The sequence below is a fragment of the Albidovulum litorale genome, from assembly GCF_025751495.1.
GTDB classification, from domain to species: Bacteria; Pseudomonadota; Alphaproteobacteria; order Rhodobacterales; family Rhodobacteraceae; genus Albidovulum; species Albidovulum litorale.
This window is the reverse complement of the sequence record NZ_JAOWKZ010000002.1, coordinates 350,862-377,361: the sequence shown is the minus strand read 5'-3', so window position 1 is coordinate 377,361 and position 26,500 is coordinate 350,862. Positions and strand designations below refer to the sequence as shown.

The following is a 26,500-nucleotide window of genomic DNA, read 5'->3' as shown; positions in this document are numbered from 1 at the left end:
GTGCTTGTTCCTGGATCGAATAACAAAATAGCTGTTGCGGCGACGATACGCGTTCCACATCCATTGATCGCTCTGTGGTTGAGTTGCCGAAGCGCTATTCGCCGTAGGGCACCCAGATGTTTTTAACCTGTGTTGCCCGTAGCAGGAAGTCGCGGCCCTGACCATCGGAACCGTGCCAGTCGCGGTTCGCGAAGGTCCATGTGACCTTAAGATTGCCCGCGCTTTCCGCCTCGGTCATCTTCGCGCCGTCCGGCCCGCCACAATACCATATCGCCGCGACGTCATCGTGGCCCGCCAGCGTTTTCGCCAATTCGTCCTTCGCACCCGTCACGATATTGACCACACCGCCCGGCAGGTCGGACGTGTCGAAGACCTGATAAAGATCGGTCGCGGCCAACGGCATCGACGCGGACGGTACGGCTACGACCCGGTTGCCCATGGCGATGGCGGGCAGGATCAGGCTCAGGAACCCCAGAAGCGGCGCATCATCGGGGCAGGCTACGCCCATCACGCCGAAGGGCTCGGGCATGGCCAGCGTCACATGCGCCGATTTGGTCGAATGCACCGCGCCGTCGAACTTGTCGGCCTGTGCGGCATAGTAGAAAGCCCGGCGGATTGAGGTTGCGACCTCATCACCGGGTTTCGCCACGCCCGCCGCTTTCAGGCGGGCGGCGAACTCGGCTTCACGGGCCGAGAGGTTTTCGGCAATGTAGTACAGCACCTGCGCCCGGTTATGCCCGGTGGCCTTGCCCCAGCCGGAGGCTTTATGCGCCGCCTCGACCGCATTGCGGATATCCTTGCGGTTGCCAAGACCTGCCAAACCGATCTCGTGCCCCTTGGCCATGACCGTGTAGGAATATCCGCTGTCGGGCCGCTTTTGTGCCCCGCCGATATACATCTTCGCGGTGCGGTCGATGGGGGCGGGGCCGTTCGATGGTGCGCCGGGAACGGGGGCTGCCGAGAGGTCGGGCGCGTCGGCCTCCGGTTTCGTCTTCACCACCGGCGTTGAGAGGTATTCCCGCATCCCCTCTCGCCCGCCCTCGCGGCCAAATCCGCTTTCGCGGTAACCCCCGAAGCCCGCACCGGCGTCGAAGATGTTGGTGGAATTGACCCATACGACGCCCGCCTTTACCTTCGCGGCGATGTCGAGCGTGAGGTTCACGTTTTCCGACCAGATCGAAGCAGCGAGCCCGTAGCGGCTGTTATTGGCCAGTTCCACCGCCTCGGCAGGGGTGCGGAAGGTGGTCAGCGTCGCGACGGGGCCGAAGATCTCGACCTCGGAGACGATATTGGCGGGTTGCACATTGGTCATGAAGCCAGGGGCAAAGAAGCATCCTTTGGCGGGCAATTGCGCCTCGGCCTGATGCAGCACCGCGCCCTCGGCCTCGCCTTTCGCCACGAGTTCACGGATGCGGGTGAGCTGGACCGGATCGACGATGGCGCCGACATCGGTGGACTTGTCGAGGGGGTCGCCGACGCGGAGCTTGGAAAGCCGCGCCTTGAGGCGGGTCTGGAAGGTCTGGGCGACGTTCTCCTGCACCAGAATGCGCGAGCCCGCGCAGCAGACTTGCCCCTGATTGAACCAGATCGCATCGACCACGCCCTCGACGGCGGCATCAATATCTGCATCGGCGAAGACGATGAAGGGCGATTTGCCGCCAAGCTCCAGCGTCAGCTTCTTGCCCGTTCCGGCGGTCGCCTTGCGGATCGCGCGGCCAACCTCGGTCGAGCCGGTGAAGGCGATCTTGTCGACCTCTGAGGCCACCAGCGCCGCCCCGGTTTCACCGTCGCCGGTGACGATGTTCACGACACCTTTCGGCAGGCCGATCTCGGCGCAGATCTCGGCGAAGGCGAGCGCGGTCAGGGGCGTGTATTCAGCGGGTTTCAGAACGACCGTATTGCCCGCCGCCAGTGCGGGCGCGATCTTCCACGCGAGCATCAGAAGCGGGAAGTTCCACGGGATGATCTGGCCACAAACGCCGACAGGTTTCGCGCCGGGGAATTCGTCCTCCAGCATCTCGGCCCAGCCGGCATGGTGGTAGAAGTGCCGCGCGACCAGCGGCACGTCGATATCGCGCGCCTCGCGGATCGGCTTGCCGTTGTCCATGACCTCCAAGACCGCAAGGAAGCGCTCCCGCTTCTGGATATGGCGGGCGATGGCATAGAGCCATTTGGCGCGTTCATGGCCCGCCAGTTTCGACCAGCCGGGCAGGGCGGCGCGGGCGGCCTTCACCGCCGCGTCCACGTCCTTCTGCGTTCCTTGCGAGACCTTGGCCAGAACCTCGCCATTTGCGGGGTTCGCGGTGGGGAAACCCTTTCCGGGCTTTGTGAACGCCCCGTCGATGAAATGGCCGAACTGCCCCCGCGCTTTCAGCCAGGCCGTCACCTCGCCCGAAGCTTCGGGGGCCGGTCCGTACTCCATCGTTTCCAGTATCTCGGTCACTGTCGGCATCGGTCCCTCAGGCAATCGCGTGGCGCGAGGACGCGGCATAGCGTCCGGTGATGTGGCGTTCCAGCTGGCGTTCGATATCGCCGAGCATCGAGGAAGCCCCGAGCCGGAACAGGTCGGAGCGCAGCCAGTCGTTGCCCATTTCCTCCTTCATCAGGATCTGCCAGGCGATGGCGTCCTTGGCGGTCTTCATACCCCCAGCGGGCTTGAAGCCCACACGGTCGCCGGTGCGGTCCGTGTAATCGCGGAGCGCCCGCACCATGATCAGCGAGACGGGCAGGGTGGCGTTCACGCCCTCCTTGCCAGTCGAGGTCTTGATGAAATCCGACCCCGCCTGCATCGCCACCATCGAGGCCTTGTAGACATTGCGCAGGGTCTGAAGATCGCCGGTCGCAAGGATCGCCTTCATATGCGCGGCCCCGCAGGCCTCGCGCATCGCCGCGACCTCGTCGTAAAGGGCCGCCCAGTTGCCATCCAGCACATGGGCGCGGGTGATGACGATGTCGATCTCTTCCGCGCCCTGATCAACGGCATAGCGGATCTCGGCCAGCCGCAGGTCGAGGGGCATCAGGCCAGCGGGAAACCCGGTGGCGACAGAGGCGACCGGAATGCCGGTGCCCGCCACGGCCTTGACGGCGGCAGCGACCATCGTCGGATAGACGCAGACCGCACCGGTCGTCAGATGCTCCAGCCCCAGCCCCGCCATGATGTGGTCGGCGAGCGGCCGCACCGCCTTGGCGCAAAGCCTGCGCACCCGATCCTCAGTATCGTCACCGGCGAGCGTCGTCAGATCGATGCAGCGGATGGCATTGACGAGCCACGCCGCCTGCCATTCCTTTTTCACAGTCCGACGCGTGGTCAGTGTCGCCGCACGGCGCTCGGCCGCCTGCGTGTTCACCGCGATCTGGTCGAACCAGTCGGTCCTGAGCGGCATGCCCGGATTGCGGTCGGTATTGGAAAGGGCGGGGGCCGCGCTTTGCGACATGGTTCAACCTGCGGTCACTGTGCATTGATCCTGACACATCACGCTAGCGTTTGTCCCGGTTAACTGCAACGCGAAAACTTGACCAAAAGGTCAAACATCGAGCGCGCCATGCCAAATCTGTTGACTCGCGGGACGAAAGCAAGGCCCAAGTGGCCCGGAATTGGGTTGAGGGATTTCAAGCCGGCAGGGGAATACAGTACGACCGGCGCATGTCAAACGGGGTGGCCGATTTGGAGAAGGTGCATTTCGCGATCGAGCAGTTGCTCGATACGCCGGAAGGCTGGCGACCGCTTGTCCGCAATCTCGTCGCGCGCTGGCCCGATGCGCCTGCCGCTGAACTGGTCTACGTTCTTGTGAGCGCCGCGACCGAGATCGAGGCCACCTTCGCCGATGGCAGTCCGGCCCGCGAAGCCGCCACAAAAGCCTGGCGGCTGGCGGCGCTGCTCGGCGTCGATTTCTACGCGATGGATGCGGCGGGACTGCCGCGCGACAGGGCCGCCGATATGGTCGATTACTGGAATATCGATCCCTATTTCCGCGATCTCTGAGCCAGTTCAGCTTCCCCGGTAGGTGGAATAGCCGAAGGGCGAGAGCAGAAGCGGCACATGATAATGCGCCGCGGGGTCCGAAATGCCGAAGCGGATCGGGATATCGGTCAGAAAGCGCGGGGATTCGGGGGGCACGCCGGTCGCGTCGAGATAGCTACCGGTGTGGAAGATCAGCTCGTACTGACCGGTGGCAAAGCGGTCCTTCGGCAGGATCGGGCTATCGGTGCGCCCGTCATCGTTGGTGACCGCCTCGGCGATCTTCTCGCGCCCCTCGCCAGACAGACGGAAGAGCGTGATGGCAATGCCCTTTGCCGGCACGCCCCGCGCGGTGTCCAGAACATGCGTGGTCAGATAGCCTTCGGCCATGGTGCCCTCCCTTTTGCGGCCCGCATCATGGCGCGGAACGGCGCGGAAGGCGACATCGCCAGAGCCAAATAAGTCTTTCAGTTTTTTATTGATAATGTTGCGACCGCTGCGAGACTAGGGTCGGGACAGTTTTGGGAATCCGACAGATGAACCGCTACCCTCGCGATATGTCCGGCCACGGGCCGACCCCTCCTGACGCCAAATGGCCCGGCGGTGCGAAAATCGCCGTCTCGCTCGTGCTGAACTATGAGGAGGGCGGCGAGAACTGCATCCTGCATGGTGATGCGGGGTCCGAGGCGTTCCTGTCGGATATTCCCGGCGCAGCACCATGGCAGGGCCAGCGGCACTGGAACATGGAATCGATTTACGAATACGGCGCGCGGGCCGGGTTCTGGCGGTTGCATCGGCTTTTCACCGGGATGGATATTCCGGTGACGATCTATGGTGTTGCCACCGCGCTCGCGCGTTCGCCGGAACAGGTCGCGGCGATGAAATCGGCGGGGTGGGAGATCGCGTCCCACGGTTTGAAATGGGTCGAACACCGGGACATGGCGGAAGACGAGGAGCGCCGCCAGATCGCCGAGGCGATCCGGCTGCATACCGAGGTGACGGGCAGCCGCCCGACCGGCTGGTATACCGGGCGTTGTTCGGTCAACACCGTGCGCCTCACCGCCGAGCAGGGGCTCGACTGGATTTCCGACACCTATGACGACGACCTGCCCTATTGGCTGGAGGTTGGCGAGCGCGATCAGTTGGTCATTCCCTACACGCTTGAGGCCAATGACATGCGCTTCGCCACCGCGCCGGGCTATATTACGGGCGAGCAGTTTTTCCAGTACCTGAAGGACGCCTTCGATACGCTCTATGCCGAAGGCGCGGCGGGGGCAGCCAAGATGATGTCGGTGGGTCTTCACTGCCGCCTGATCGGGCGACCGGGAAAGATCGCCGGGCTGAAACGCTTCCTCGACTATGCCAGGGGACATGAGGGCGTCTGGTTCCCCCGCCGCATCGACATCGCCCGGCATTGGGCCGCGACCCATCCGCCCCAGCGGTACGAACGGCCGAGCCGGATGGATAAATCCACATTCGTCACCCGCTTCGGCGGCATCTTTGAACATTCCCCCTGGATCGCCGAACGCACCTTCGCGCTGGAACTGGGGCCCGCCCATGACACGGCGACGGGCCTGCACAACGCGCTCGCCCGCATGTTCCGTTCCGCCTCGCGCGCCGAACGGCTGGGCGTGCTGACGGCGCATCCCGATCTTGCGGGCAAGCTTGCCGCCGCCAAACGGCTGACGGCGGAGTCCACGGCCGAACAGGCCAGCGTCGGGCTCGACGCGCTGACCGACGCGGAACGGAACGAGTTCACCGATCTCAACAACGCCTATACGACCCGCCACGGCTTTCCCTTCATCATCGCTGTTCGCGACAATACCAAGGCCTCGATCCTCGACGCCTTCCGGCGGCGGCTGGAACAGGACAATGAAACCGAGTTCGACGAGGCCTGCCGTCAGGTCGAACGCATCGCCGAATGGCGTCTGAAGGACATGCTGCCACGATGAGCCAATATTACGCCCCCGAAGGCGGCCTGCCGCCGCAGACGCAACTCATGACCGGCCGCGCGGTCTTTACCGAGGCCTATTGCGTGATCCCCAAGGGATGCTTTTCCGACATTGTCACCAGCGCCTTGCCCGGCTGGAAGAACACCCGCCTCTGGCTCATCGCCCGCCCGATGTCAGGCTTTGCTGAAACCTTCAGCCAGTATGTGATGGAGGTCGGCCCCGGCGGCGGCTCGGACTTGCCCGAACCCGATCCGGTCGCCCAAGGCGTGATCTTCGTCACCAATGGCGAGGTCCGGCTGTCGCTGGATGGCACCTGGCACGACCTCGGTCCCGGCGGCTACGCCTATATCCCGCCCGGCTGCGACTGGAAGCTGCATAACGGTACCGACCATCCGGCGCGGTTTCACTGGGTCCGCAAGCTCTATGAATACGCGCCGGGCATTGCCGCGCCCAAGGCCTTCGTGACCTCGGACAAGGACGTGAAGCCGGTGGCCATGCCGGACACAGGCGGGCGCTGGGCCACGACCCGTTTCGCCGACCCGGACGACATCGCCCATGACATGCATGTCAATATCGTCACCTTCCAGCCGGGCGGCGTGATCCCGTTCGAGGAAACCCATGTCATGGAACACGGGCTGTATGTTTTAGAGGGCAAGGCGGTCTACAGGCTCAACCGCGACTGGGTCGAGGTCGAGGCGGGCGACTTCATGTGGCTCCGCGCCTATTGCCCGCAGGCCTGCTATGCTGCGGGGCCCGGCCCCTTTCGCTACCTTCTTTACAAGGACGTCAACCGCCACGCCAAGCTCAGGGGTCCCGGTGCGTTCGGGCGCTGATCCCTCACTTTCTGTCCGGAAATACTCCGGGGGTCCGGGGGCAGCGCCCCCGGCCTGAGCCAAGGAAACCGATGACCGAGACGATCCTGACCGAAAAACTGACGGCAACCGCCTTCGCCCCGTTCGGCGATGTTTTGGACTCGTCGGGCGATCCGGACCGGATCATCAATCAGGGACTCTGCGGGCGCTATCACGACCGGGCACGTATGGATTTCGGTCCTGCGGGACGGGCGGGGATCTCGATCTTCAGGGCCGAACCGCGCGCGCTGCCCTACCGTCTCGACATGGTCGAACGGCATCCCGAGGGATCGCAGGCTTTCATCCCGATGTCGATGGACCCCTTTCTTGTGGTCGTCGCTGAAGACGAGGGCGGCGTACCGGGCCGCCCGCGCGCCTTTCTGACCCAGCCGGGACAGGGGATCAACCTCCTGCGCAATACCTGGCATGGTGTGCTGACGCCGCTTCACGCCCCCGGACTTTTCGCGGTGATCGACCGAATCGGCGACACACCCAATCTTCATGAACACTGGTTCCCGACGCCCTTCCTCGTGGCGTCCAATTGATGACGAAGGCCGGTCAACGGTCCGAAACGCGCGAAAAGGAGGGAGAGAGCCATGACCGATGCTTCTATCGGAACGGCGGAGCAACTCCGCGACCCCGACTATACGCCGCCCCTGGCGAAGGCGGTGCCGCTGGGCATTCAGCATGTGCTGGCGATGTTCGTCTCGAACGTCACGCCCGCGATCATCGTCGCCGGCGCGGCCGGGGTGGGCTTTGGCTCGGACGATCTGACGCCAATGCTCTACATGATCCAGATGTCGATGCTGTTTGCCGGTATCGCCACGCTTTTTCAGACGATCGGCATGGGACCGGTGGGCGCAAGGCTGCCGATTGTGCAGGGTACAAGCTTTGCCTTCGTGCCGATCATGATCCCTGCCGTTGCCGGGCTTGGCACAGCTGGGCTCGCCGGGTTGATGACCGGGGTTGTCATCGGCGGCTGCTTCCATTTCTGCCTCGGCTTCGTTATCGGCCGCATTCGTTACGCGCTGCCGCCATTGGTGACCGGGCTTATCGTCCTGATGATCGGGCTCGCGCTGATCAAGGTCGGCATTCAGTACGCGGCCGGCGGTGTGCCGCTGATCGGCAAGCCGGAATACGGTTCCCTCGCGATGTGGTTCCCCGCTCTGGTCGTCATCGCGGTAACCTTGGCACTGAAGTTCTTCACGCGCGGCTTCATGGCCGTGGCCGCTGTCCTGATCGGCATCATCGCGGGCTATATCGTTGCGGCGATGATGGGGCAGGTGAATTTTGGCCGGATCGGCGGCGCTGCACTGTTCGCCCCGCCCCTGCCCTTCAAATGGGGGTTCGAGATCAATGGCGCGATCATTATCGGCATGTGCCTGATGGCCGTCGTTTCGGCCATTGAGACCGTGGGCGACACGTCGGGCATCACCAAGGGTGGTGCGGGGCGTGAGGCGACGGATAAGGAAATCGCAGGCGCGACCTTTGCCGATGGTCTTGGAACGGCGGTGGCGGGAGTCTTTGGCGGATTGCCCAACACCTCCTTCAGCCAGAATGTCGGCCTGATCGCTATGACCGGATTGATGAGCCGCCATGTCGTCACCATCGGCGCGCTCTTCCTCATCGTCTGCGGGCTGATCCCGAAGATCGGGGCAGTGATCCAGACCGTGCCGATCAACGTACTTGGCGGCGGCGTCATCGTGATGTTCGGCATGGTCGCGGCGGCGGGGGTCAACATGCTCTCCGACGTGACATGGAACCGCCGCAACATGGTGATCTTTGCCATTGCGCTCTCGATCGGGTTCGGGTTGCAGCTTGAACCCGGCGCGTTGCAGCACCTGCCGAAAACGGCGCAGATTCTTCTGACCTCGGGCCTTCTGCCAACCGCGATCATCGCGGTGGTGCTGAACCTGATCCTGCCCGAGACGATCGACGAGTGATCCGGCGGCAGGTCCGCAGGGCAATCTGGCGTGGCGGCGGCGGTTCTAGGCCGTCGCCACGATCTCCACTTCGGCCGCCTCAAGCCGGCGCAGCAGCGCCAGACGCCGATAGAGCGGCCACCATTCATAGAGAAACGTCTCGGCCGGCTTCCAGTTCGCGACCCAGCCGAGGATCGACAGACCCTCGCCCAGGAACCGTGCCAGCGGTGTGTCACCCATCAGCGATGGCAGCGACTGCTTTGCCAGAAGGCAGAGGGCAAGCACGCTGAGGCCGATGGCGACATAACGCCGCCCAAGCCTGAACTGTTCGCGTCGGTCGCGCTGGACCGATCCGATCCAATAACCGAAATTCGCGCGGATCGCTGCTGCCACATCGACCGAATTTGCCCGCTCGGCCTCTGACGCAGGCAGATGCAGGCGCAGGTGGAAACGGTGGTCGGACGGATATTCCCGCGCCCAGCCGAGGATGTAGTCGAACGCTTTCTGGTCAAGGTCCCGTTCGTGGAAGGGCGAGGGATCGAGTGTTTCGAACAGCGACTCGATCCGCGTGATGCGGAGGTCGATCGTGGCGGTTGGGGGTGTCACTTGCGGCACCTTTCAGGCTCTGCTCATCGGGTTTGGCCGACATCCTAGCGCAACCGCACCGGGCTGGCCGAGAAATCCTTTGCGGCGGAACGTTAAGGGCTGACCATCAGCCGCGCGGCGTCGAGCATGCGGTTGGAAAAGCCCCATTCATTGTCGTACCAGCCGAAGACCCGGATCAGCCCGCCCGCCGTCACATGGGTTTCGGGCAGGGCCATGACGATGCTTTCGGGCCGGGCGCGCAGGTCGGACGAGACGAGCGGCTTTTCGGTGCAGCCGATCACCCCGCCCGCGTCTTGCAGCGCGGCATTCACGGCGGCGCGGTCCGGTTTTGCCCGCGTCATCACCGAAAGATCGACCGCCGAGACAGAGGCGACCGGCACCCGGACCGCCGCGCCCTCGATCCGACCCGCGATTTCGGGCAGGACCACATCGAGGAGCCGCTGGGCAGACGTTGTCGTCGGCACCATCGACAAAGCCGCCGCGCGGCTCCGGGCGAACTCGGCCCCCGGTGCATCTACCGTGGGCTGGCTGCCAGTGTAGCAGTGGATCGTCGTCATCCAACCGGTTTCCACACCCCATTGCCGCTCGATCAGCCGGGCAAGGGGCGCGAGCGCATTGGTGGTGCAGGACGCGTTCGAGACAATGCGGTGATCGGGGGACAAACGCTCCTCGTTCGCGCCGATCACGAGCGTGAAATCCGCCGTTTTCGAGGGCCCGGAAACCAGCACCCGCCCGGCACCGGCCCTGAGCCCTGCCTCGGCGAAGGAGCGTTCGCCGCCGAGGCCGGTGCATTCCATGACGATATCGATGCCGGACAGGTCGAGTGTCGACAGGTCGCGGGCGCCGGTCAGCCGGATATGACGCCCGTTGACCGTCAGCGCCCCGTCCGACAGCCGCACCTCACCCGCCCATGGGCCGAAGGTGCTGTCATATTCAAAGAGATAGGCCGCCATTTCCGGCTTCGCGATATCGTTCACCGCTATGATGTCGATATCGGCATGGGCCGGGTCGGACAGGGCCGCGCGCAGCACCGACCGCCCGATCCGGCCAAAGCCGTTGATTGCCACCCGAACCGTCATGCGTGGTCTCCGACTGCCCGCTTTACCCCCTCAAAGCACGAAGGCGCATCGTCCGAAACCCCGAATTTGTACCCGATACGCGGGGGCAGTGCCCGCGTTCAGACCTCGACCTTGATGGCAAGGCCTCTCTCTTCGGCGAGCCGGACGGCTGTGCTTGCGACGGCGAGGTCCTGGAGGCCGACGCCGGTGCCGTCGAAGAGTGTGATCTGGTCGTCCGACTGCCGCCCCTCGGCCAGACCGGCGATAACCGCGCCGATGGGGGTGATGTCCTCTGCCCGGATCAGCCCGGCGGCCACGGCATGTTGCGCCTCGCCGATGGTGACGGATTGGGCGACCTCGTCGGTGAAGACGCGCGCGCGGGCGAGGAGCGCGGGTTCTACCTCCTGCTTGCCGATCGTATCGGTTCCCATGCAGGCCAGATGCGTGCCCGGGCTGACATGGGCCGACATGAGGGATGCAGCGGGGGAGGAGGTGATGGTGACGATCACGTCGGCCTCCACCATCCGGTCCAGAGGCACGGCCTCGAAAGGCAGGCCGAGTTCGGCGGTGACCTCACCGAGTTTCGGCAGCATGTCGGGGTGGTAGTTCCAGGCGATGACCTTCTCGAACTCCCGCACCTTGGCGGCGGCGCGAAGCTGGAACTGGGCCTGATGCCCGGCGCCGACCATGCCCAGCACCTTCGCATCCTTCCGCGCTAGCCGGTCGATGGAGATGGCCGAGGCGGCGGCGGTGCGCAAAGCGGTCAGAAGGTTGCCGCCGACCATCGCTGTCGGCCGCCCGGTTTCGGGATTGAAGAGGAAGACCGAGGATTGGTGGTTGATCATGCCTTTGGCGGCATTGCCGGGGAAATAGCCCCCGGCCTTGACCCCCATCACGCCGCCCGCGCGGTCAAGGCCCGACTTGAACCCGTATTGCCGCCCTTCACCAAGCGCCTCGCGGATGACCGGGAAGTTATAGGCCTCGTCCCGCGCCATGGCGGCGAAGCAGGCTTCGATTGCGCCAAAGGCGTCTTCGGCGGTGACGAGCCCGGCGATCAGGGCCTCGGGGACGATGAGCATGGCGCACCTTTCAGTCAGAGAGTGTCGTAACAAAAGAGGGCCGGGCGTACCCGGCCCACAGTCTCAGGGAGGTTTTCTCAATAGGCCTTGCCACGGGCCGAGACCGGCCAGACGGTTTCGACCTTGCCGTTCCGTACGCCCACATACCAGTCGTGGACATTGCAGGTCGGGTCGCAATGGCCAGGCACCAGTTTCAGCTTGTCATTGACCTTCAGGGCCCCATTCGGGTCCTCAACCACACCATGTTCATCCGAGCATTTGATGTATTTCACGTCATCCCGGCCATAGACGAAGGGCAGGCCGCTATCGACCGACTGCGCCTTGAGACCCGCATCCACAATGGCCTTGTCGGCCTTGGCATGGCTCATCACGCTCGTCAGGATGAAGAGCGCGTTTTCCCATTCGCCCTGATCAATGCGCTTGCCATCCTTGTCGAGGATGCGACCGTAATCGGCATCCATGAAGGCGTAGGACCCGCATTGCAACTCGTTGTAAACGCCGGAATTCGACTCAAAATAATAGCTGCCCGTGCCGCCGCCGGACACAAGCTCCGGTTCCAGCCCGTTGGCCTTCAGCCCCTGTACCGCGTCCTTGACCATGGCGATGGCGGTATCGAGCTTGGCCTTGCGGTCCTCGTATTTGTCCATGTGCTGCATCGCGCCCTGATAGGCCTGAATGCCGGTGAACTTCAGCCCCGGAGCTGCATCGACCGCCTTGGCGATGGCGACCACATCCTGCGTCGTTGTCACGCCGCAGCGCCCCGCGCCACAGTCGATCTCGATAAAGACCTCCAGTTCGGTGCCATGTTTCTGAGCTGCCGCCGACAGGTCGGCCACGTTGTCCAGATCGTCGACACAGACGATGATCCGGCTCCCGAGTTTTGGCAGCCGCGCCAGCCGGTCGATCTTGGCCGGATCGCGCACCTGATTGGAGACGAGCACATCCTTGATGCCGCCCCGGACAAAGACTTCGGCCTCCGAGACCTTCTGACAGCAGACGCCGATCGCGCCGCCAAGGCTTTCCTGCAGCTTCTGCACATCGACCGACTTGTGCATCTTGCCATGGCTGCGGTGGCGCATGCCGTGGGCCTTGGCATAGTCGCCCATCTTCTTCACATTGCGTTCCAGCGCATCGAGATCGAGGATCAGGCAGGGGGTCTGGATATCGGCCTCATCCATGCCCGGCTTGGCGGGGATGTCATAGCCGACTTCGAAATTGGCGTAACGGTCCTGAGCGTTCATCTTGTTCTCCTCAGCCCTGCATCCAGGGCAGTTTGTCCAGATCGACATTGCCGCCGGTGATGATCACCCCGACGCGCTTGCCTTTGAAATAATCCTTATTCTTCAGGATGATGGCGAGCGGCACTGCCGAGGACGGCTCCATCACCACCCTGAGATGCTTCCATGTCAGCTTCATCGCCTCGATGATCTCGGGGTCGGACGCGGTGAAGATGTCGGCGACATGGGTCTTCACGAAGTGCCAGGTCAGGTCCTTGAGCGGCACCAGAAGCCCGTCGGCCACGGTCTTCGGCGCGTCATCGGCGATGATGTGACCGGCCTTGAAGCTGCGATAGGCGTCATCGGCCTGCTCCGGCTCGGCGGCGATCACCTTCGTCTCGGGCGCGAGCGTCGAGAGCGTCAGGCAGGTGCCCGAGATCATGCCGCCACCGCCGATGGGGGCGACGACCATGTCGAGCCCGTCGGTCTGCTCGATCAGTTCCTTCGAACAGGTTCCCTGACCGGCAATCACGCGCGGATCGTTGTAGGGATGGACGAAATCGCCCCCGGTCTCGGCCTGCACCTTGGCGAAAGTCTCCTCGCGCGAGGAGGTCGAGGGTTCGCACTCGGTGATCCGCCCGCCATAGCGGCGCACCGTGTCCTTCTTGGCCTGCGGCGCGGTGCGCGGCATCACCACGTTGCAGGGAATGCCGCGCAGCATGGCGGCATAGGAAAGGCAGGAGGCGTGGTTGCCGGATGAATGGGTTGCCACCCCGGCCTTGGCCTGTTCGTCGGAAAGGCCAAAGACCGCGTTGGTCGCGCCCCGCACCTTGAAGGCCCCCGGCTCCTGAAAGTTCTCGCATTTGAAGAAGAGTTGGCAGCCTGCCAGCTCGTTCAGGTAGTCCGAGGTCCGGACCGGCGTGCGGCGGATATGCGGCTTGATGCGTTCATGGGCATCCAGCATGTCCTGATAGGTCGGGATATACATGTCCAAGTCCTTCATGCAGCGGCCTTTTTCGCGGGTGCGCCGTGGCGGTACCAGTCCTGCGCGGCGGCGACACCAGAGCCGAGGCGGATCGGCAGGCCCAGATCGGCCATGACCATTTCGGCCGCCGCGATGCCCGAAAGGGCCATCACATCGGTCATCGAACCGAGATGCCCGATGCGGAACACCTTGCCCGCGACCTCGCCCAGACCGGTGCCGAAGGCGACACCATATTCCCTGGCGGCCCGCGTCACGATATCGGTGGCGTTGAAGCCGTCCGGTGTGCGGATCGCGCTGACCGTGTCGGACCAGAGGTCAGGCGAGGCGGCGCACAGTTTCAGACCCCAGGCATCGACGGCCCGGCGCACGCCTTCGGCGATGCGATGGTGGCGGGCGAAGACATTGTCGAGCCCTTCAGCCAGAAGCATGTCGCTGGCCAGCTTCAACCCGTTCAGAAGGCCGACAGCGGGCGTATAGGGATAGCCGTTCGCGGCGTAGCTTTTCTCCATGTCGCGGATGTCGAAGAAGGTGCGGGGCAGGGTGGCCGATTTGCCCGCCGCCATCGCTTTGGCGGAGAATCCGAGGATGGCGAGGCCTGCGGGCAGCATGAAGCCCTTCTGGCTGCCGGTCACGGCGATATCGACGCCCCAGTCGTCCATGCGGAATTCCATCGAGCCGATGGAGGACACGCCATCGACGAAGAGCATCGCGGGGTGCTTGGCGCTGTCCATCGCCCGGCGGACGGCGGCAATGTCAGAGCGGACGCCGGTCGCGGTTTCATTATGCGTCGCCAGAACCGCCTTGATTTGATGGCCTTTGTCGGCTGTCAGGATCGCCTCGAAACGGGCGGCGGGGATGCCCTCGCCCCATGGGGTTTCGACCACCTCGACCTCCAGACCATGGCGGCGGCACATGTCGATCCAGCGGTGGGAGAACATGCCATTCCGGGCGGCAAGGACCTTGTCGCCCGCCGAGAGCGTATTGGTCAAAGCGGTTTCCCAGCCACCGGTGCCGGTGGAGGGGAAGAAGAAGATCTCGGCCGAATCCGACCGCAGCACCTGTCGCACATTCGCACGCGCAGGGTGCAGCATCTCGCCAAAGAGCGGCGAGCGGTGGTCGATCGTCGGCATGTCGCAAGCCTTGCGGATCGCCTCGGGGATGTTGGTCGGGCCGGGAATGAAGACCGGATTCTGGAAGGACATGGCGGGCCTCTTTGCAGGGATGCGGCAAACGTAGACCCTGGCCATGCCTGAGTGCAATTTTTTCGAAAATATTTTTCGTAATGTGAAAAATATACTTTCCATATTGAAAAATAAGAAAAATTTGTTTTTCATGTGTCGAAATCGTTTTTCGACCATATAAGGAAAGGGCCCAGAATGGCCGAATCCCGCCCCCGGGGCCGCCCGAAAAGTTTCCATGACAAGACGGCCGACAATACGATCCAGTCGCTGGACCGGGCGCTGATGATCCTGACCGCGGTCAGCGAGGCGGGCGGGCTGACGCTGTCGGAACTGGCCAGCCGGACGGGGCAGTCGGCGCCGACCGTTTACCGGGTGCTGACCACGTTCCAGACCCATGGTTTCGCCGAGATGGAGGAGCTCGGGCAGCTTTGGCATGTGGGGGGCGGGGCGTTCCGGGTCGGATCGGCCTTTCTGCGCCGGACCAAGGTGGCTGAGCGGGCGCGGCCGGTGATGGACCGGCTGATGCGGGCGACCGGCGAGACGGCCAATCTGGGTGTCGAGATGCGCGATCAGGTCCTGTTCCTCAGCCAGGTCGAGACGCATGAGACGATCCGCGCCTTCTTCCCGCCCGGCACGCTGGGGCCGATGCATGTCTCGGGTATAGGCAAGGCTTTGCTGGCCTGGTACCCAGAGTCGCGAATTTTATCTATTGCAAAGAATGGCTTGCCGCGTTTCACCGAACGGTCCGTGGGCGAGGTCGAGGACCTGCTGGCCGACCTTGCCGCAACCCGCGCGCGGGGATATGCGCTGGATGATGAGGAGCGGGCAGAGGGGATGCGCTGCGTCGCTGCCCCGATCTTCAATGCTTATGGCGAGCCGGTGGCGGGGCTGTCGGTTTCGGGCCCGGCCTTCCGTCTGCCGCTGGAGCGAACCGGAGAGATCGGCGAAATGGTGCGGGCCGCCGCCGACGAGGTGACGGCGACGACCGGAGGAAGAAGCCCGTGACCGGGCCGCGATGTCACGGTCCGCAAAGCGTCGGCAAACTGTCGGCAAAACGTATGGCAACGTGTCGGGCGCGGTGACGGGCCGACCCTAATGAAGGTCACGCGAAAGACCGCGCCTCTTCCAGATAGCGGTGCAGGTAGGACAGGCTGTTCCCGTCGCCTGCCAGTTCGGCCCGGGCGAAGTCGATGATCGCGACTTCATGCGCGATCAGAAGGTCGGCATGGGGGCGGAAGTCGGGTTTGACGGCGGCGCGGATCCCTTTGAACTCCGTCACATAGGCGTCGTACCCGTCCCGCATGCTGGCAAGAAACTCCGTCCAGCTTGTGCCGCGAAGCGCTTCGGCGTCGTCGCGCCCTTCGCGCACAAGCTCTTCGGCGCTGCGCGGATGCAGCCCCGCCGCGTCGATCACGGGCCGGAACAGGCGCGCGGTCACGACCTCCATTTCGGCGATCAGCATCAGCGCTTCGCTGGCGCGGCCGTCATGCTGTTCGGCAAGCGCGGCGAAATAGGCCTCGCCCGAAACCTCTTCCTCATAGGCGGTCAGAATGGGTTCATTCGCATCCGCAAATACCCGGGGCTTCACCGCGTGTTCCTCTCGTTACTCGGCCGCGACGGCTTTGGGTTCGGCAAGTGCCACGATGTCGAACATGATGCGGTTCAACTCGAAATCCTTGGGCGTATAGACCCGGGCGACGCCCATTTCGCGCAGCCTTGCGGCGTCTTCGTCGGGGATGATGCCGCCGACGACGACGGGGATGTGGCCAAGGCCCGCCTCGCGCATCCGCCCCATCACCTCGGCGATCAGGGGCAGGTGGCTGCCCGACAGGATCGAGAGGCCGACGACATGGGCCTTCGCCTCTCCTGCCGCCGCGACGATTTCGGAGGGCGTCAGACGGATGCCTTCGTAATTGATCTCCATCCCGCAGTCGCGGGCGCGGGCGGCGATCTGTTCGGCGCCGTTCGAATGGCCGTCGAGACCGGGCTTGCCCATCAGGAACGAAAGGCGGCGGCCGAGCCGGGTGGAGACCTGATCCACCGCATCGCGGATATCGTCGAGCCCTTCGGTGCGGTTCGAGGGGCTTTTCGAGACGCCGGTCGGGCCGCGATACTGGCCATGAACCTGCCGCATCACGCCCGCCCATTCGCCGGTGGTGACACCTGCCTTGGCGCAGGCGACGGAGGCCGGCATGACATTCTGGCCGACGGATGCGGCGGCGCGAAGGTCGGCGAGTGCGGCATCGACCGCGGCTTGATCGCGGCTGCCGCGCCAGTCGTTGAGGCGGGCGACCTGATCGACTTCGACCGCCGGATCGACGGTCAGGATCGAGCCGTCGCCTGCGGTCAGCGGCGAGGGCTCGGCCTCCGTCCAGCGGTTCACGCCGACCACGGTGGTTTCGCCCGCCTCGATTCGGGCGAGGCGTTCGGAGTTGCTCTCGACAAGCCGCCCCTTCATGTACTCGATCGCCGCGATGGCGCCGCCCATGGCGTCGAGCGTCTTCAGCTCATCCCGCGCGCCTGCCTTCAACGCCTCAACCTTCGCGGTGATCGCCGGGTTGCCGTCGAAGAGGTCGCCATATTCCAGAAGATCGGTCTCGTAGGCGAGAATCTGCTGCATCCGGAGCGACCATTGCTGATCCCAGGGGCGGGGGAGCCCCAGCGCCTCGTTCCAGGCGGGCAGTTGCACCGCGCGGGCGCGGGCGTTTTTGGAAAGCGTCACCGCGAGCATTTCCAGAAGGATGCGGTAGACGTTGTTTTCGGGCTGCTGTTCGGTCAGGCCGAGCGAGTTCACCTGCACGCCATAGCGGAAGCGGCGATATTTCTCTTCTTCGATCCCGTAGCGGTCGCGGCAGATTTCGTCCCAGAGCTCGGTGAAGGCGCGCATCTTGCAAAGTTCGGTGACGAAACGGATGCCCGCGTTCACGAAGAAGGAGATGCGGCCGACCATGGCGGGGAAGCCTTCGGCCGGGACCTTGCCCTTGAGGTCGTCGAGCACCGCGATGCCTGTGGCCAAGGCAAAGGCGAGTTCCTGTTCCGGCGTGGCACCCGCCTCTTGCAGATGGTAGGAACAGACATTCATCGGGTTCCATTTCGGCAGGTGTTCCGCCGTGTAGGCCGCGACATCGGTGATCATCTTCAGGGAGGGCTTCGGCGGGCAGATATAGGTGCCGCGCGAGAGGTATTCCTTCACCAGATCGTTCTGCACGGTGCCCTGTAGCGCTGCCACATCGGCACCCTGCTCCTCGGCCACGGCGATGTAGAGCGCGAGAAGCCACGGCGCGGTCGCGTTGATCGTCATCGAGGTATTCATCTGCTCAAGGGGAATGTCCTTGAACAGGGTCCGCATGTCGCCGAGATGGCAGACCGGTACACCGACCTTGCCGACCTCGCCTTTCGCAAGTTCGTGGTCGCTGTCATAGCCCGTCTGGGTCGGCAGGTCGAAGGCGACCGAAAGACCGGTCTGGCCCTTGGCGAGGTTCGCCCGGTAAAGCGCGTTCGATTTTTCCGCGGTCGAATGGCCCGCATAAGTGCGGAACAGCCAGGGGCGATCACGCTCATTCTGGACGGTCATTGGCAAAACCTCGCGGCAACATAATTCCTTGTTGGCGAACCTAGACGGAAGAATGTTGCGCGTCCAGATGCTGCGGTGCAAAAAATTCAGAGCCGCACCGCAGCACCAGGGCCTGTGAAATGGTCAGTTCGTGGCGAAACAGTACAGGAGGCCGTCGCCACCCGTGCCGCGCAAGGCCTCCAGCCCGCATCCGCCGCGCGAGGAATGCGAGGAGTTCCACGATTTCGCGGCATCCGATTCGTCGAGGCCCATGCGGTCGTGATGGCCAACCATGCCAGCGGTGGTCTCGCCAGCCGAGGTCCAATCCTCGCAGGTCGCGCCCTCGGCCACCGTGCCGTCGGGCATCGAGCCGGTCAGGATGTCGTGCCGGTTCGGGTTGTCGCCGCGCCCGTTCACGACCTCACCCTTCTCGTTCAGGCCGGTTTCTTTGGTCAGGTTGTTGTCGGCGCTGTGCAACTGGTCCACGCTTTCGGCGATGGTGACGCCTGCGGCGTTCATCCACGGCCCGGCACCGATCCGGTCGCGGGCATTCTCGCTGCTGGTCGAGAGATAGGCATGCCATGTCTTGCCGGAGACACCGGCAGCTTCGGCGAGTGCGGCGCAATGGGCGTCGGCGCCGTCGATCCCGCCGAAATTGCCGCCGGTACCGGGGTTTTCGCTGGTGATGAAGAAGCTCATCCCTGCATCCTGTGCGGTCGCTGCGGTTGCCCCGAGTGCCATCGCGGCGGCCAGAACTATCCGTATCGTCATATCCAGTGCCTCCCTGTTCCTGTCACTTCATTGAAAAGGAAATGGTAGCTGACTGAGCGTGTATGGACAGTCTCAAAGGTTGCACTGGCCCTGTGAGGTTTTGCGGATTTCCCGTGATCCAATGTCCGCGATTTACGTGACGCGGATTTCCTGCCAGTTTTCCTCACGATGCTGCAACCGGTGACGCTGCCCCTTTGGCTTTTCGTGCTGATCCTCGTCTTCGCCGGGGTGACCTTTGCATCGCATTTCCTGTTTCCGTCGGTGCGCTGGTTCTTTCGTCACCGGATGGAACGGGTCGTCGCCAAGCTGAACACGCGGCTGGAACGGCCGATCCAGCCCTTCAAGCTGATGAAGCGGCCCGACATGATCATCCGTCTTGCCCATGATCCGAAAGTGGCCGAGGCGATCGCCGCCGAGGCGGCCGAGACGGGCATACCCGAGACGGTGCATCTGGAACGCGCGCGCCGCTATGCGCGCGAGATTGTGCCGGGCTTTTCGGCTTCGGTTTATTTCGGCTTTGCCGCGCGGGCGGCGAAATGGCTGGCGCGTCTGATCTACCGGGTCCGGGTCGGTCAGTTCGATGCCGAGGCGATTGCCGGGATCGACAAGGGCGACACGGTGGTTTTCGTCATGAACCACCGGTCGAACATGGATTACGTGCTGGTGACTTACCTTGCCGCCAGCCGTTCGGCGCTGTCCTATGCAGTCGGTGAATGGGCGCGGGTCTGGCCGCTTTCCTGGTTGATCCGGTCGTCGGGGGCCTATTTCATCCGGCGCAAATCGGGCAACCAGCTTTATCGCCGGGTGCTGGCGCGCTACGTGCAGATGGCGACCGAGGAGGGTGTGACGCAGGCGATCTTCCCGGAAGGGGGGCTGAGCCTTGATGGCCGGGTAGGGATGCCGAAGCTTGGGATCCTGTCCTATATCGTCGATGGCTATCGCGAGGGCGGGCGGGACGTCGTCTTCGTTCCGGTCTCGCTTTCCTATGACCGGATCATCGAGGACCGGGTGCTGGTCGCGGCCCATGCGATGGGGGTCAGACGGTTCCGCGCCTCTTTCTGGTCGATCGTGAAGTTCGTCGGGCGGCAGGTGCGGCGCGTCCTGACCGGGCGGTTCGAGAAGTTCGGGGTGGCCGCGGTCAGTTTTGGCGCGCCCCTGTCTCTGGCCGAGTTCCTGCGCGTCCCGCATAAGGATGTCACCGCCGAACTGGCCGACGAGATGATGGCGCGTATCGCCCGCAATGTCTCGGTCCTGCCGGTGCCCTTGATCTCGGCGGCAATCGGTGAGGATACGGATCTGCCGATGGATGCGTTGACCGAGCGGGTGCAGGCGCTGGCGGAGCGGCTTGGCGCGGCGGGTGTGCATCTTGAACTGCCGGACGGGTCGGTGGAAAAGGCGATCAAGCGGGCGCTGGACATCCTGACCTTGCGCAAGATCGTGCGGCGTGAGGACGGACGGATCACGGTGCCGCCGAAGGACCGGGCGCTGATCGGGTTCTATGCCGCCGCCGTGGAGCAGCATCTTGCTGCACCTGCGGCATCGGGAACCGGAAAAACCCGACCGAAACGCAGCGTTCTCGATCCGGCGAGACATAAAATTACAAAATAAGCGCTGCAACCTATTGCAATGTTACCGCGCCGATCATATTCCATGCCTTGAGCCCGCATTGATTCTGCGATGCGGCGAGAACATCAGGAGAGGTAGATGGCCTTGGATACGCAAACGGAAATCGCGCCCTACGACGCGCCCGAAAAAGACCTCTACGAGATCGGCGAGATGCCGCCCTTGGGCCATGTGCCAACGCAGATGTATGCCTGGGCGATCCGGCGCGAGCGCCATGGCGAGCCCGAAACCGCAATGCAGGTCGAGGTCGTCGATACCTGGAAGCTGGACAGCAACGAGGTGCTCGTGCTGGTGATGGCGGCGGGCGTCAACTACAACGGCGTCTGGGCCAGCCGGGGTGAGCCGATCAGCCCCTTCGACGTGCACAAGCAGGATTATCACATCGCCGGTTCGGATGCGGCGGGCATCGTCTGGGCGGTGGGCGAGAAGGTGAAGCGCTGGAAGGTCGGCGACGAGGTCGTGATCCATTGCAACCAGGACGATGGCGACGACGAACACTGCAATGGCGGCGACCCGATGTTTTCGCCCAGCCAGAGAATCTGGGGTTATGAGACCGGCGACGGTTCGTTTTCGCAGTTCACCCGCGTGCAGGCGCAGCAGTTGATGCCGCGTCCCAAGCACCTGACCTGGGAAGAATCCGCCTGCTACACGCTGACGCTGGCGACCGCCTACCGGATGCTGTTCGGCCACGCGCCGCATGACCTGCAGCCGGGGCAGAACGTGCTGGTCTGGGGCGCCTCGGGCGGTCTGGGCTCTTATGCGATCCAGCTGATCAACACCGCGGGCGGCAATGCGATCGGGGTGATCAGCGACGAGAGCAAGCGCGACTTCGTCATGGGGCTGGGCGCCAAGGGCGTGATCAACCGCAACGATTTCAAGTGCTGGGGACAACTGCCCAAGGTCAACAGCCCCGAATACAACGCATGGCTGAAAGAGGCGCGCAAGTTTGGCAAGGCGATCTGGGACATCACCGGCAAGGGCGTCAATGTCGACATGGTCTTTGAGCATCCCGGCGAGGCGACCTTCCCGGTTTCGTCGCTCGTGTGCAAGAAGGGCGGCATGGTGGTGATCTGCGCCGGCACCTCGGGTTTTAACTGCACCTTCGACGTGCGTTACATGTGGATGCACCAGAAGCGCCTTCAGGGCTCGCATTTCGCGCATCTGGCGCAGGCCTCGGCCGCGAACAAGCTGATGCTGGAGCGCCGCCTTGATCCCTGCATGTCCGAGGTTTTTCCGTGGGATGAAATTCCGGCCGCACATATGAAGATGCGCCGGAATGAGCATAAGCCCGGCAATATGGCGGTGCTGGTCCAGGCGCCGCGGACGGGCCTCCGGACCTTCGAGGACGCGCTGGAGGCAGGTCGCCGGGGCTGATGACCGGGCAGTCGGCATCAATCCGAACGACTGGATTTAGGAACAGGAACCAGTGCCGTTTGTAATGCGGCACTGGTTTCGTTTATGGGACAGGCTTTTGGCGGCAATCGCGGTGGTTGTGACGACGCAACTGCCGGCTGTTCTATGCTCTGCGCCCGTCAATATGCACGGTATTTTCGAAAAGATCACAAATCCAACTTACGAATCTAATAATATCAATAAGTTATAAACTTTACCCCCATCATATTCGGGGAGTTGATCGGACAGGCCCGCTAAGGAACATTTTACATGCTGGGGTTGTAGTAAGCTCGCCAAACCACTTTTCACGAGAGTAAAGATGCAATACGAATGGATCCTAGATGTGCTGACCGATCTCAGGGCGTTTGCACAGGCGAACGGATTGTCGTCATTGGCAGAGCAGCTTGACGACACATCGCTGGTTGCAGCAGCCGAGATCGCTCAGGTGGCTGGGGGGATGGCCGGAGGTTTCGCTGCGCATGCAGGCACGGCTGGCAGATTTCATAGACCGACTTCAGCGGGCGAAAACGCTTGATGATCTGCAGTCGGTGATCCTTGGCCTCAGGGATCACATTGCGGTCGAACATCTGGTCTATCACTCGGTAAACTCCACCGGTCAGCAATATGCCGTCCTGACATATGATCCGTCTTGGGTCGAACGCTATGTCGAGGAAGACTTCGCCCGGATCGACCCGGTTGTGCAGGGATGCTTCCGCCGCTTTCACCCGGTTGACTGGAAACGCCTGGACTGGTCGGGGCGACTGTCGCGGAACTTCCTTGGCGAGGCTCTGAATGCGGGCGTCGGCAATCAGGGATATTCGGTGCCGATCCGCGGCCCGAACGGCCAGTTCGCGATGTTTACGGTCTCCGATCATATGAGTGATACACGTTGGGAGAAGTTCACCGGCGAATACACCGGCGACCTGATCCTCGTTTCGCATTTCGTCAACCAGAAGGCGCTGGAGATCGAGCGGGGCACCGATTTCTACGCGATGCAGAACCTCAGCCCGCGCGAGGTCGATGTTCTGACCATGCTAGCGATGGGTCTGAACCGGGCGCAGGCCGCCGACAGTCTGGCCATTTCCGAGCATACGCTTCGCGCCTATGTCGAGAGCGCGCGCTTCAAGCTGGGCGCCAGCAACACGACGCAGGCCGTGGCGCGCGCCATCGCCGAAGGCCTTGTGTTGCTTTAGCCTTAACGCTGCCCTAGCCGCGAATTAACCAAGTTTCGCTAAGCCCTTCCGTCATCCTGATGGAGGGCACGATGCTGCGATTTTTGACGGCCGAAGAACTCGGCCACTACCCGCTGTTGCGGGACACGATGTTTGCCGACCGCGCGACGCAGTTCCGCGAAAGGCTGGGCTGGGCGGTCAGCGTTGACCGCAACGGCTGGGAGCGCGACGAGTACGACGCGCTGAACCCGACCTATGTGATCTGGCAGATGCCGGACGGGCGCCATGGCGGGTCGATGCGGTTCCTGCCGACGCTGGGACCGACGATGGTCAACGATCATTTCTCATCGCTGGTGGCGGGGCGCAAATTCGCCCATCCGAAGGTCTGGGAATGCACCCGCTTCTGTCTTGCCGAACATGTTCCGCCGACGACCTCGGCCGCGCTGATGCTGGGCGGCGCGCAGCTTGGCGTGGGCTTCGGGCTGGCCCGTGCGGTCGGGGTCTTTGATGCGCGCATGGTTCGGATTTACCGCTTGCTCGGCTGGCAGCCGACGGTGCTGGGCACCGAGGGGCAGGGGGCCGATGCAGTCAGCCTTGGCATCTGGGAGTTTTCCGAGGAAATCCGCCGCAAGATGGCGCGCAAGGCGGGCATTTCGCCCGAGGTGTCGCAGCTCTGGTTCAACCGCGCCTTTGGCGACCGCACGGACCTTCCGGCGGCAGGCTAAACCGGCTGGCATCCCCCGGGCGCGGCCTATAGGGTCGCGCCCATGTCCGGGTCCGCCCTTACCTTTTCCGACGATCAGGCCGAGGCCTGGGACCGCGTTGCCGATGTTCTCGGCGGCGCGGGCGTCGATCTGATCGGCGGCACGCTGATGCCCGCCGCGACGGGCCGGTCGAGCGTTTTGGCGGTGATCGGCAAGGCGGGGTCGGGCAAGACGATGCTGCTGGCCGAACTGACCAAGGCCTTGGGTGAGGCCGGGGTCGATACAATCTCCGGCGACTATGAGGGCAAGCGCCGCAAGGACCGGCGCACGCTGGCGATCCTTGCCCCGACGAACAAGGCGGCGAGCGTCTTGCGCGGGCGGGGCGTGCCCGCGACGACGATCCACCGCATCCTCTACACCCCGGTCTATGACCCCGAATACGAAAAGATTGCCGAATGGCTGGCCGGAAACGGCGAACGCCCGGTGGTCGAGGGGCTGACCGATATCGCGCTCGACCGTGCGAAGGCGTTCTACGATCAGGTCAAGTCGATCCCCGGCGCGCTGGCCGCCGCTGGCCTCAGGGGCTCGGATTTCATCAAAGGTTGGAAACGGCGCGAAGACCCGCTGGATATCGGCTTTGTCGATGAGGCCTCGATGCTGGACGAACGCCAGTTGGAGGATCTGAAGGAGATCTTCCCGACGCTTGTCCTCTTCGGCGATCCGGCGCAGTTGGCGCCGGTGGGGCAGTCGGGCGAGATGGTCTTTGACCGGCTCGCGGAGGGCCGCAAGCTGGTGCTGCACCGCGTCCACCGGCAGGAAGCGGACAACCCGATCCTCGATCTGGCCCATGCTTTGGCCGATCCTGACCTGACCTTTGAAGGCTTCGAGCGGATGGTGGCCGAGGCCGCGCGGAAGGATGAGCGCATTCAGTGGGCCGAGCGGGTCGATGCCGGGCTGATGGCGCGGTCGCCGGTTCTCGTGTGGCGCAACCAGACCCGCATCCGGCTGATACAGGCCTTCCGGGCGGCCTATGGCGCACCGCCGGACGATCTTCTGCCCGGTGAACCCCTGATCTGCGACGGGATCGAACTGCCGCTGAAGCATCGCAAGAAGCGCATCGATCTGGAGGCGCGCGGCCTGATCAAGGGCGCGCAGGTGATCTATCTCGGCCCCGGCAAGAAGGCGGGCTTCGCGAAACTGCATGTCATCGGCGCCGAGGACCCGCAGGTTTCCGCCGCCTCGATCATCAAGATCGAATTGCCGGATGAGGAAGAGCCCTTCATTCCGTCCGCCGCCCATATGGGTGCGGCCTTTCTGCATGGCTCGGCGGTGACGATCCACAAGGCGCAAGGCTCGCAATGGCCTGACGTTCAGGTCTTTGCGCCCGACCTTTTCGTCGCCGCGAAGGTGGGACGGATGGAGGCGGGCATCCCCTTGTGGAAGCGCCTCGCCTATGTCGCGATCACGCGGGCCGAAACGCGGCTGCACTGGGTCGTCCGGAACCGCCTTGCCCGGCCGACCGAGGCGCTGACCACGGCCGACCTGCCGAAGGGCGTGGCGCCGCTGTCGCTTGTCGCCGAGGCGGAAGAGTGATCCTAGAAACGGCGGGCCGTCTTTCCGGCTGCGGAGACATCACCGTTCATGCCGCGCGCCCGTAGAATCCGATGTTTTCCTCGTCGGTGAAGCGAACGCCCGGGCGCTCGTAATAGGTCAGGACCGTGATGATCCGGGCGCGGCCGCCCTTCACGGGCGTGACGCGGTGGGCGGTGTTCTTGCCCTTGAAGACGTTGAGTGTGCCCGGCGTCACGGAGAGCCGGTGGAGTTTCGGGTCTTCGCCAGCCAGAAGTTTCGCGACGCCGTCGTAGTTCGGGTCGTCGTCGCTCCTCAGGTCCGAGCGGTATTCGAATTCGCCGCCTGCTTCTGGGGCCTGCAAAAGAAGGGTCGTGGTGAATTCCGACCGGTCGAAATGCCAGTTCAGCGCCTGACCATCATTGTAGGACATGAGGTTGACGCAGGCGAGCGGGTCGGCCATCGGATGAAGCTGCGGCTTTTCCATCGTCGCGGCGATGAAGGTGGCCAGTTCCGGCCAGCGGTACATCTCGGTCAGCGGGCCTTCGAGCTGGTCGCCGCAGAGGGTGCGGTTGCACGTCTCGAACTGGCGCAGGGCGGGGTGATCGGGGGCGAGGCCGGGGACGTCTTTCTTGAAATAGATGTTGTGGCGGCGGGCATGGGTGAAGCTCTCGGTGTCGAATTTCGGTGCGAGGTCTGCCACGACGGACGCGATCATTTCCGGCCGCATGAACCCTTCGAGGTTGAACATGCCATTCGCGGCGAGGTCGGCGCGGGCCCGGGTCACGAGCGCCTGCCATTCCGGGCTGCCGGGGCGGTCGAGCGGGTAGCGGTCGAGATCGAGGATATGGTGCATCGGGGTCTCCCTTGGATTGCGGCGAGGGTGGCTTTGAACCGGGCGCCTTGC

At 63.7% G+C, this 26,500-nt stretch carries 24 protein-coding genes; 11 read left to right on the top strand and 13 right to left on the bottom strand.

What is annotated here, in order from left to right:
• Nucleotides 1-94: 94 nt before the first annotated feature.
• The gene (locus OEZ71_RS07720) at nt 95-2,452 is read right to left on the bottom strand and encodes an aldehyde dehydrogenase family protein (RefSeq protein ID WP_263739369.1); all 2,358 of its coding nucleotides are present in this window, start codon (nt 2,450-2,452) and stop codon (nt 95-97) included.
• Nucleotides 2,453-2,459: 7 nt separating this feature from the next.
• The gene (gene deoC / locus OEZ71_RS07715) at nt 2,460-3,434 is read right to left on the bottom strand and encodes a deoxyribose-phosphate aldolase (protein WP_263739368.1); all 975 of its coding nucleotides are present in this window, start codon (nt 3,432-3,434) and stop codon (nt 2,460-2,462) included.
• Between the two features lie 209 nt (nt 3,435-3,643).
• Here deoC and OEZ71_RS07710 point away from each other — a divergent pair, with 209 nt between their 5' ends.
• The gene (locus OEZ71_RS07710; RefSeq protein WP_263739366.1) at nt 3,644-3,982 is read left to right on the top strand and encodes a hypothetical protein; all 339 of its coding nucleotides are present in this window, start codon (nt 3,644-3,646) and stop codon (nt 3,980-3,982) included.
• A 6-nt stretch (nt 3,983-3,988) separates the two neighbouring features.
• Here the strand turns inward: OEZ71_RS07710 and uraH are convergent, their stop codons facing one another.
• Nucleotides 3,989-4,348, bottom strand: a complete 360-nt coding sequence (gene uraH / locus OEZ71_RS07705) for a hydroxyisourate hydrolase (protein ID WP_263739365.1) — start codon at nt 4,346-4,348, stop codon at nt 3,989-3,991.
• Between the two features lie 146 nt (nt 4,349-4,494).
• On the opposite strand from uraH, the gene puuE reads away from it, so the two are divergent.
• The 4 genes from puuE to OEZ71_RS07685 all read left to right on the top strand — a co-directional run bounded on the left by puuE (nt 4,495) and on the right by OEZ71_RS07685 (nt 8,704).
• Nucleotides 4,495-5,910 (top strand): allantoinase PuuE, encoded by a 1,416-nt coding sequence (gene puuE, locus OEZ71_RS07700; protein ID WP_263739364.1) that lies wholly within the window; start codon nt 4,495-4,497, stop codon nt 5,908-5,910.
• Nucleotides 5,907-6,743 carry a bifunctional allantoicase/(S)-ureidoglycine aminohydrolase gene (locus OEZ71_RS07695; RefSeq protein WP_263739363.1) on the top strand — a complete coding sequence of 279 codons (837 nt, stop codon included), beginning with the start codon at nt 5,907-5,909 and terminating at the stop codon, nt 6,741-6,743. Before puuE ends, OEZ71_RS07695 begins: the two co-directional genes overlap by 4 nt.
• A gap of 71 nt (nt 6,744-6,814) precedes the next feature.
• The gene (locus OEZ71_RS07690; RefSeq protein WP_263739362.1) at nt 6,815-7,306 is read left to right on the top strand and encodes an ureidoglycolate lyase; all 492 of its coding nucleotides are present in this window, start codon (nt 6,815-6,817) and stop codon (nt 7,304-7,306) included.
• Between the two features lie 51 nt (nt 7,307-7,357).
• Nucleotides 7,358-8,704 (top strand): uracil-xanthine permease family protein, encoded by a 1,347-nt coding sequence (locus OEZ71_RS07685; protein WP_263739361.1) that lies wholly within the window; start codon nt 7,358-7,360, stop codon nt 8,702-8,704.
• 45 nt (nt 8,705-8,749) lie between these two features.
• Here the strand turns inward: OEZ71_RS07685 and OEZ71_RS07680 are convergent, their stop codons facing one another.
• From OEZ71_RS07680 to bhcA, 6 genes are all read right to left on the bottom strand, one after another.
• The gene (locus OEZ71_RS07680) at nt 8,750-9,289 is read right to left on the bottom strand and encodes a hypothetical protein (protein WP_263739360.1); all 540 of its coding nucleotides are present in this window, start codon (nt 9,287-9,289) and stop codon (nt 8,750-8,752) included.
• 92 nt (nt 9,290-9,381) lie between these two features.
• On the bottom strand, nt 9,382-10,368 hold the full coding sequence (locus tag OEZ71_RS07675) for a type I glyceraldehyde-3-phosphate dehydrogenase (RefSeq protein WP_263739359.1): 987 nt from the start codon (nt 10,366-10,368) through the stop codon (nt 9,382-9,384).
• A 98-nt stretch (nt 10,369-10,466) separates the two neighbouring features.
• Entirely contained in the window at nt 10,467-11,426 is a 960-nt protein-coding gene (gene bhcD / locus OEZ71_RS07670) for an iminosuccinate reductase BhcD (RefSeq protein ID WP_263739358.1), read from the bottom strand.
• 77 nt (nt 11,427-11,503) lie between these two features.
• The gene (gene bhcC, locus OEZ71_RS07665; protein ID WP_263739357.1) at nt 11,504-12,667 is read right to left on the bottom strand and encodes a 3-hydroxy-D-aspartate aldolase BhcC; all 1,164 of its coding nucleotides are present in this window, start codon (nt 12,665-12,667) and stop codon (nt 11,504-11,506) included.
• Nucleotides 12,668-12,677: 10 nt separating this feature from the next.
• Entirely contained in the window at nt 12,678-13,646 is a 969-nt protein-coding gene (bhcB, locus tag OEZ71_RS07660; RefSeq protein ID WP_263739356.1) for a beta-hydroxyaspartate dehydratase BhcB, read from the bottom strand.
• Nucleotides 13,643-14,830 (bottom strand): L-aspartate--glyoxylate aminotransferase BhcA, encoded by a 1,188-nt coding sequence (gene bhcA, locus OEZ71_RS07655; protein WP_263739983.1) that lies wholly within the window; start codon nt 14,828-14,830, stop codon nt 13,643-13,645. The genes bhcB and bhcA overlap by 4 nt, the downstream gene beginning before the upstream one ends.
• A 174-nt stretch (nt 14,831-15,004) precedes the next feature.
• Here bhcA and bhcR point away from each other — a divergent pair, with 174 nt between their 5' ends.
• Nucleotides 15,005-15,814, top strand: coding sequence for an HTH-type transcriptional regulator BhcR (bhcR, locus tag OEZ71_RS07650; protein ID WP_263739355.1), 810 nt, complete (start codon nt 15,005-15,007; stop codon nt 15,812-15,814).
• A 97-nt stretch (nt 15,815-15,911) separates the two neighbouring features.
• On the opposite strand, the gene OEZ71_RS07645 is transcribed toward bhcR, so the two are convergent.
• The 3 genes from OEZ71_RS07645 to OEZ71_RS07635 all read right to left on the bottom strand — a co-directional run bounded on the left by OEZ71_RS07645 (nt 15,912) and on the right by OEZ71_RS07635 (nt 19,133).
• Nucleotides 15,912-16,397 carry a hypothetical protein gene (locus OEZ71_RS07645; protein ID WP_263739354.1) on the bottom strand — a complete coding sequence of 162 codons (486 nt, stop codon included), beginning with the start codon at nt 16,395-16,397 and terminating at the stop codon, nt 15,912-15,914.
• Between the two features lie 15 nt (nt 16,398-16,412).
• Nucleotides 16,413-18,383, bottom strand: coding sequence for a protein meaA (locus tag OEZ71_RS07640; protein WP_263739353.1), 1,971 nt, complete (start codon nt 18,381-18,383; stop codon nt 16,413-16,415).
• A 123-nt stretch (nt 18,384-18,506) separates the two neighbouring features.
• Nucleotides 18,507-19,133: a hypothetical protein gene (locus OEZ71_RS07635; protein ID WP_263739352.1), complete on the bottom strand. Its 627-nt coding sequence runs from the start codon at nt 19,131-19,133 to the stop codon at nt 18,507-18,509.
• Nucleotides 19,134-19,301: 168 nt separating this feature from the next.
• On the opposite strand from OEZ71_RS07635, the gene OEZ71_RS07630 reads away from it, so the two are divergent.
• The 5 genes from OEZ71_RS07630 to OEZ71_RS07610 all read left to right on the top strand — a co-directional run bounded on the left by OEZ71_RS07630 (nt 19,302) and on the right by OEZ71_RS07610 (nt 25,617).
• Nucleotides 19,302-20,741 carry a 1-acyl-sn-glycerol-3-phosphate acyltransferase gene (locus OEZ71_RS07630; protein WP_263739350.1) on the top strand — a complete coding sequence of 480 codons (1,440 nt, stop codon included), beginning with the start codon at nt 19,302-19,304 and terminating at the stop codon, nt 20,739-20,741.
• A gap of 96 nt (nt 20,742-20,837) precedes the next feature.
• Nucleotides 20,838-22,130, top strand: coding sequence for a crotonyl-CoA carboxylase/reductase (gene ccrA, locus OEZ71_RS07625; RefSeq protein WP_263739349.1), 1,293 nt, complete (start codon nt 20,838-20,840; stop codon nt 22,128-22,130).
• Between the two features lie 497 nt (nt 22,131-22,627).
• Complete coding sequence (locus OEZ71_RS07620; RefSeq protein ID WP_263739348.1) at nt 22,628-23,341, top strand: helix-turn-helix transcriptional regulator; 714 nt, start codon at nt 22,628-22,630, stop codon at nt 23,339-23,341.
• A gap of 71 nt (nt 23,342-23,412) precedes the next feature.
• A complete protein-coding gene (locus OEZ71_RS07615; RefSeq protein WP_263739347.1) occupies nt 23,413-24,045 on the top strand; it encodes an acyl-homoserine-lactone synthase in 633 nt (210 codons plus the stop codon).
• A 42-nt stretch (nt 24,046-24,087) separates the two neighbouring features.
• Nucleotides 24,088-25,617, top strand: coding sequence for an ATP-dependent DNA helicase (locus OEZ71_RS07610; RefSeq protein WP_263739346.1), 1,530 nt, complete (start codon nt 24,088-24,090; stop codon nt 25,615-25,617).
• Nucleotides 25,618-25,663: 46 nt separating this feature from the next.
• On the opposite strand, the gene OEZ71_RS07605 is transcribed toward OEZ71_RS07610, so the two are convergent.
• On the bottom strand, nt 25,664-26,449 hold the full coding sequence (locus OEZ71_RS07605) for a HalD/BesD family halogenase (RefSeq protein WP_263739345.1): 786 nt from the start codon (nt 26,447-26,449) through the stop codon (nt 25,664-25,666).
• Nucleotides 26,450-26,500: the final 51 nt, after the last annotated feature.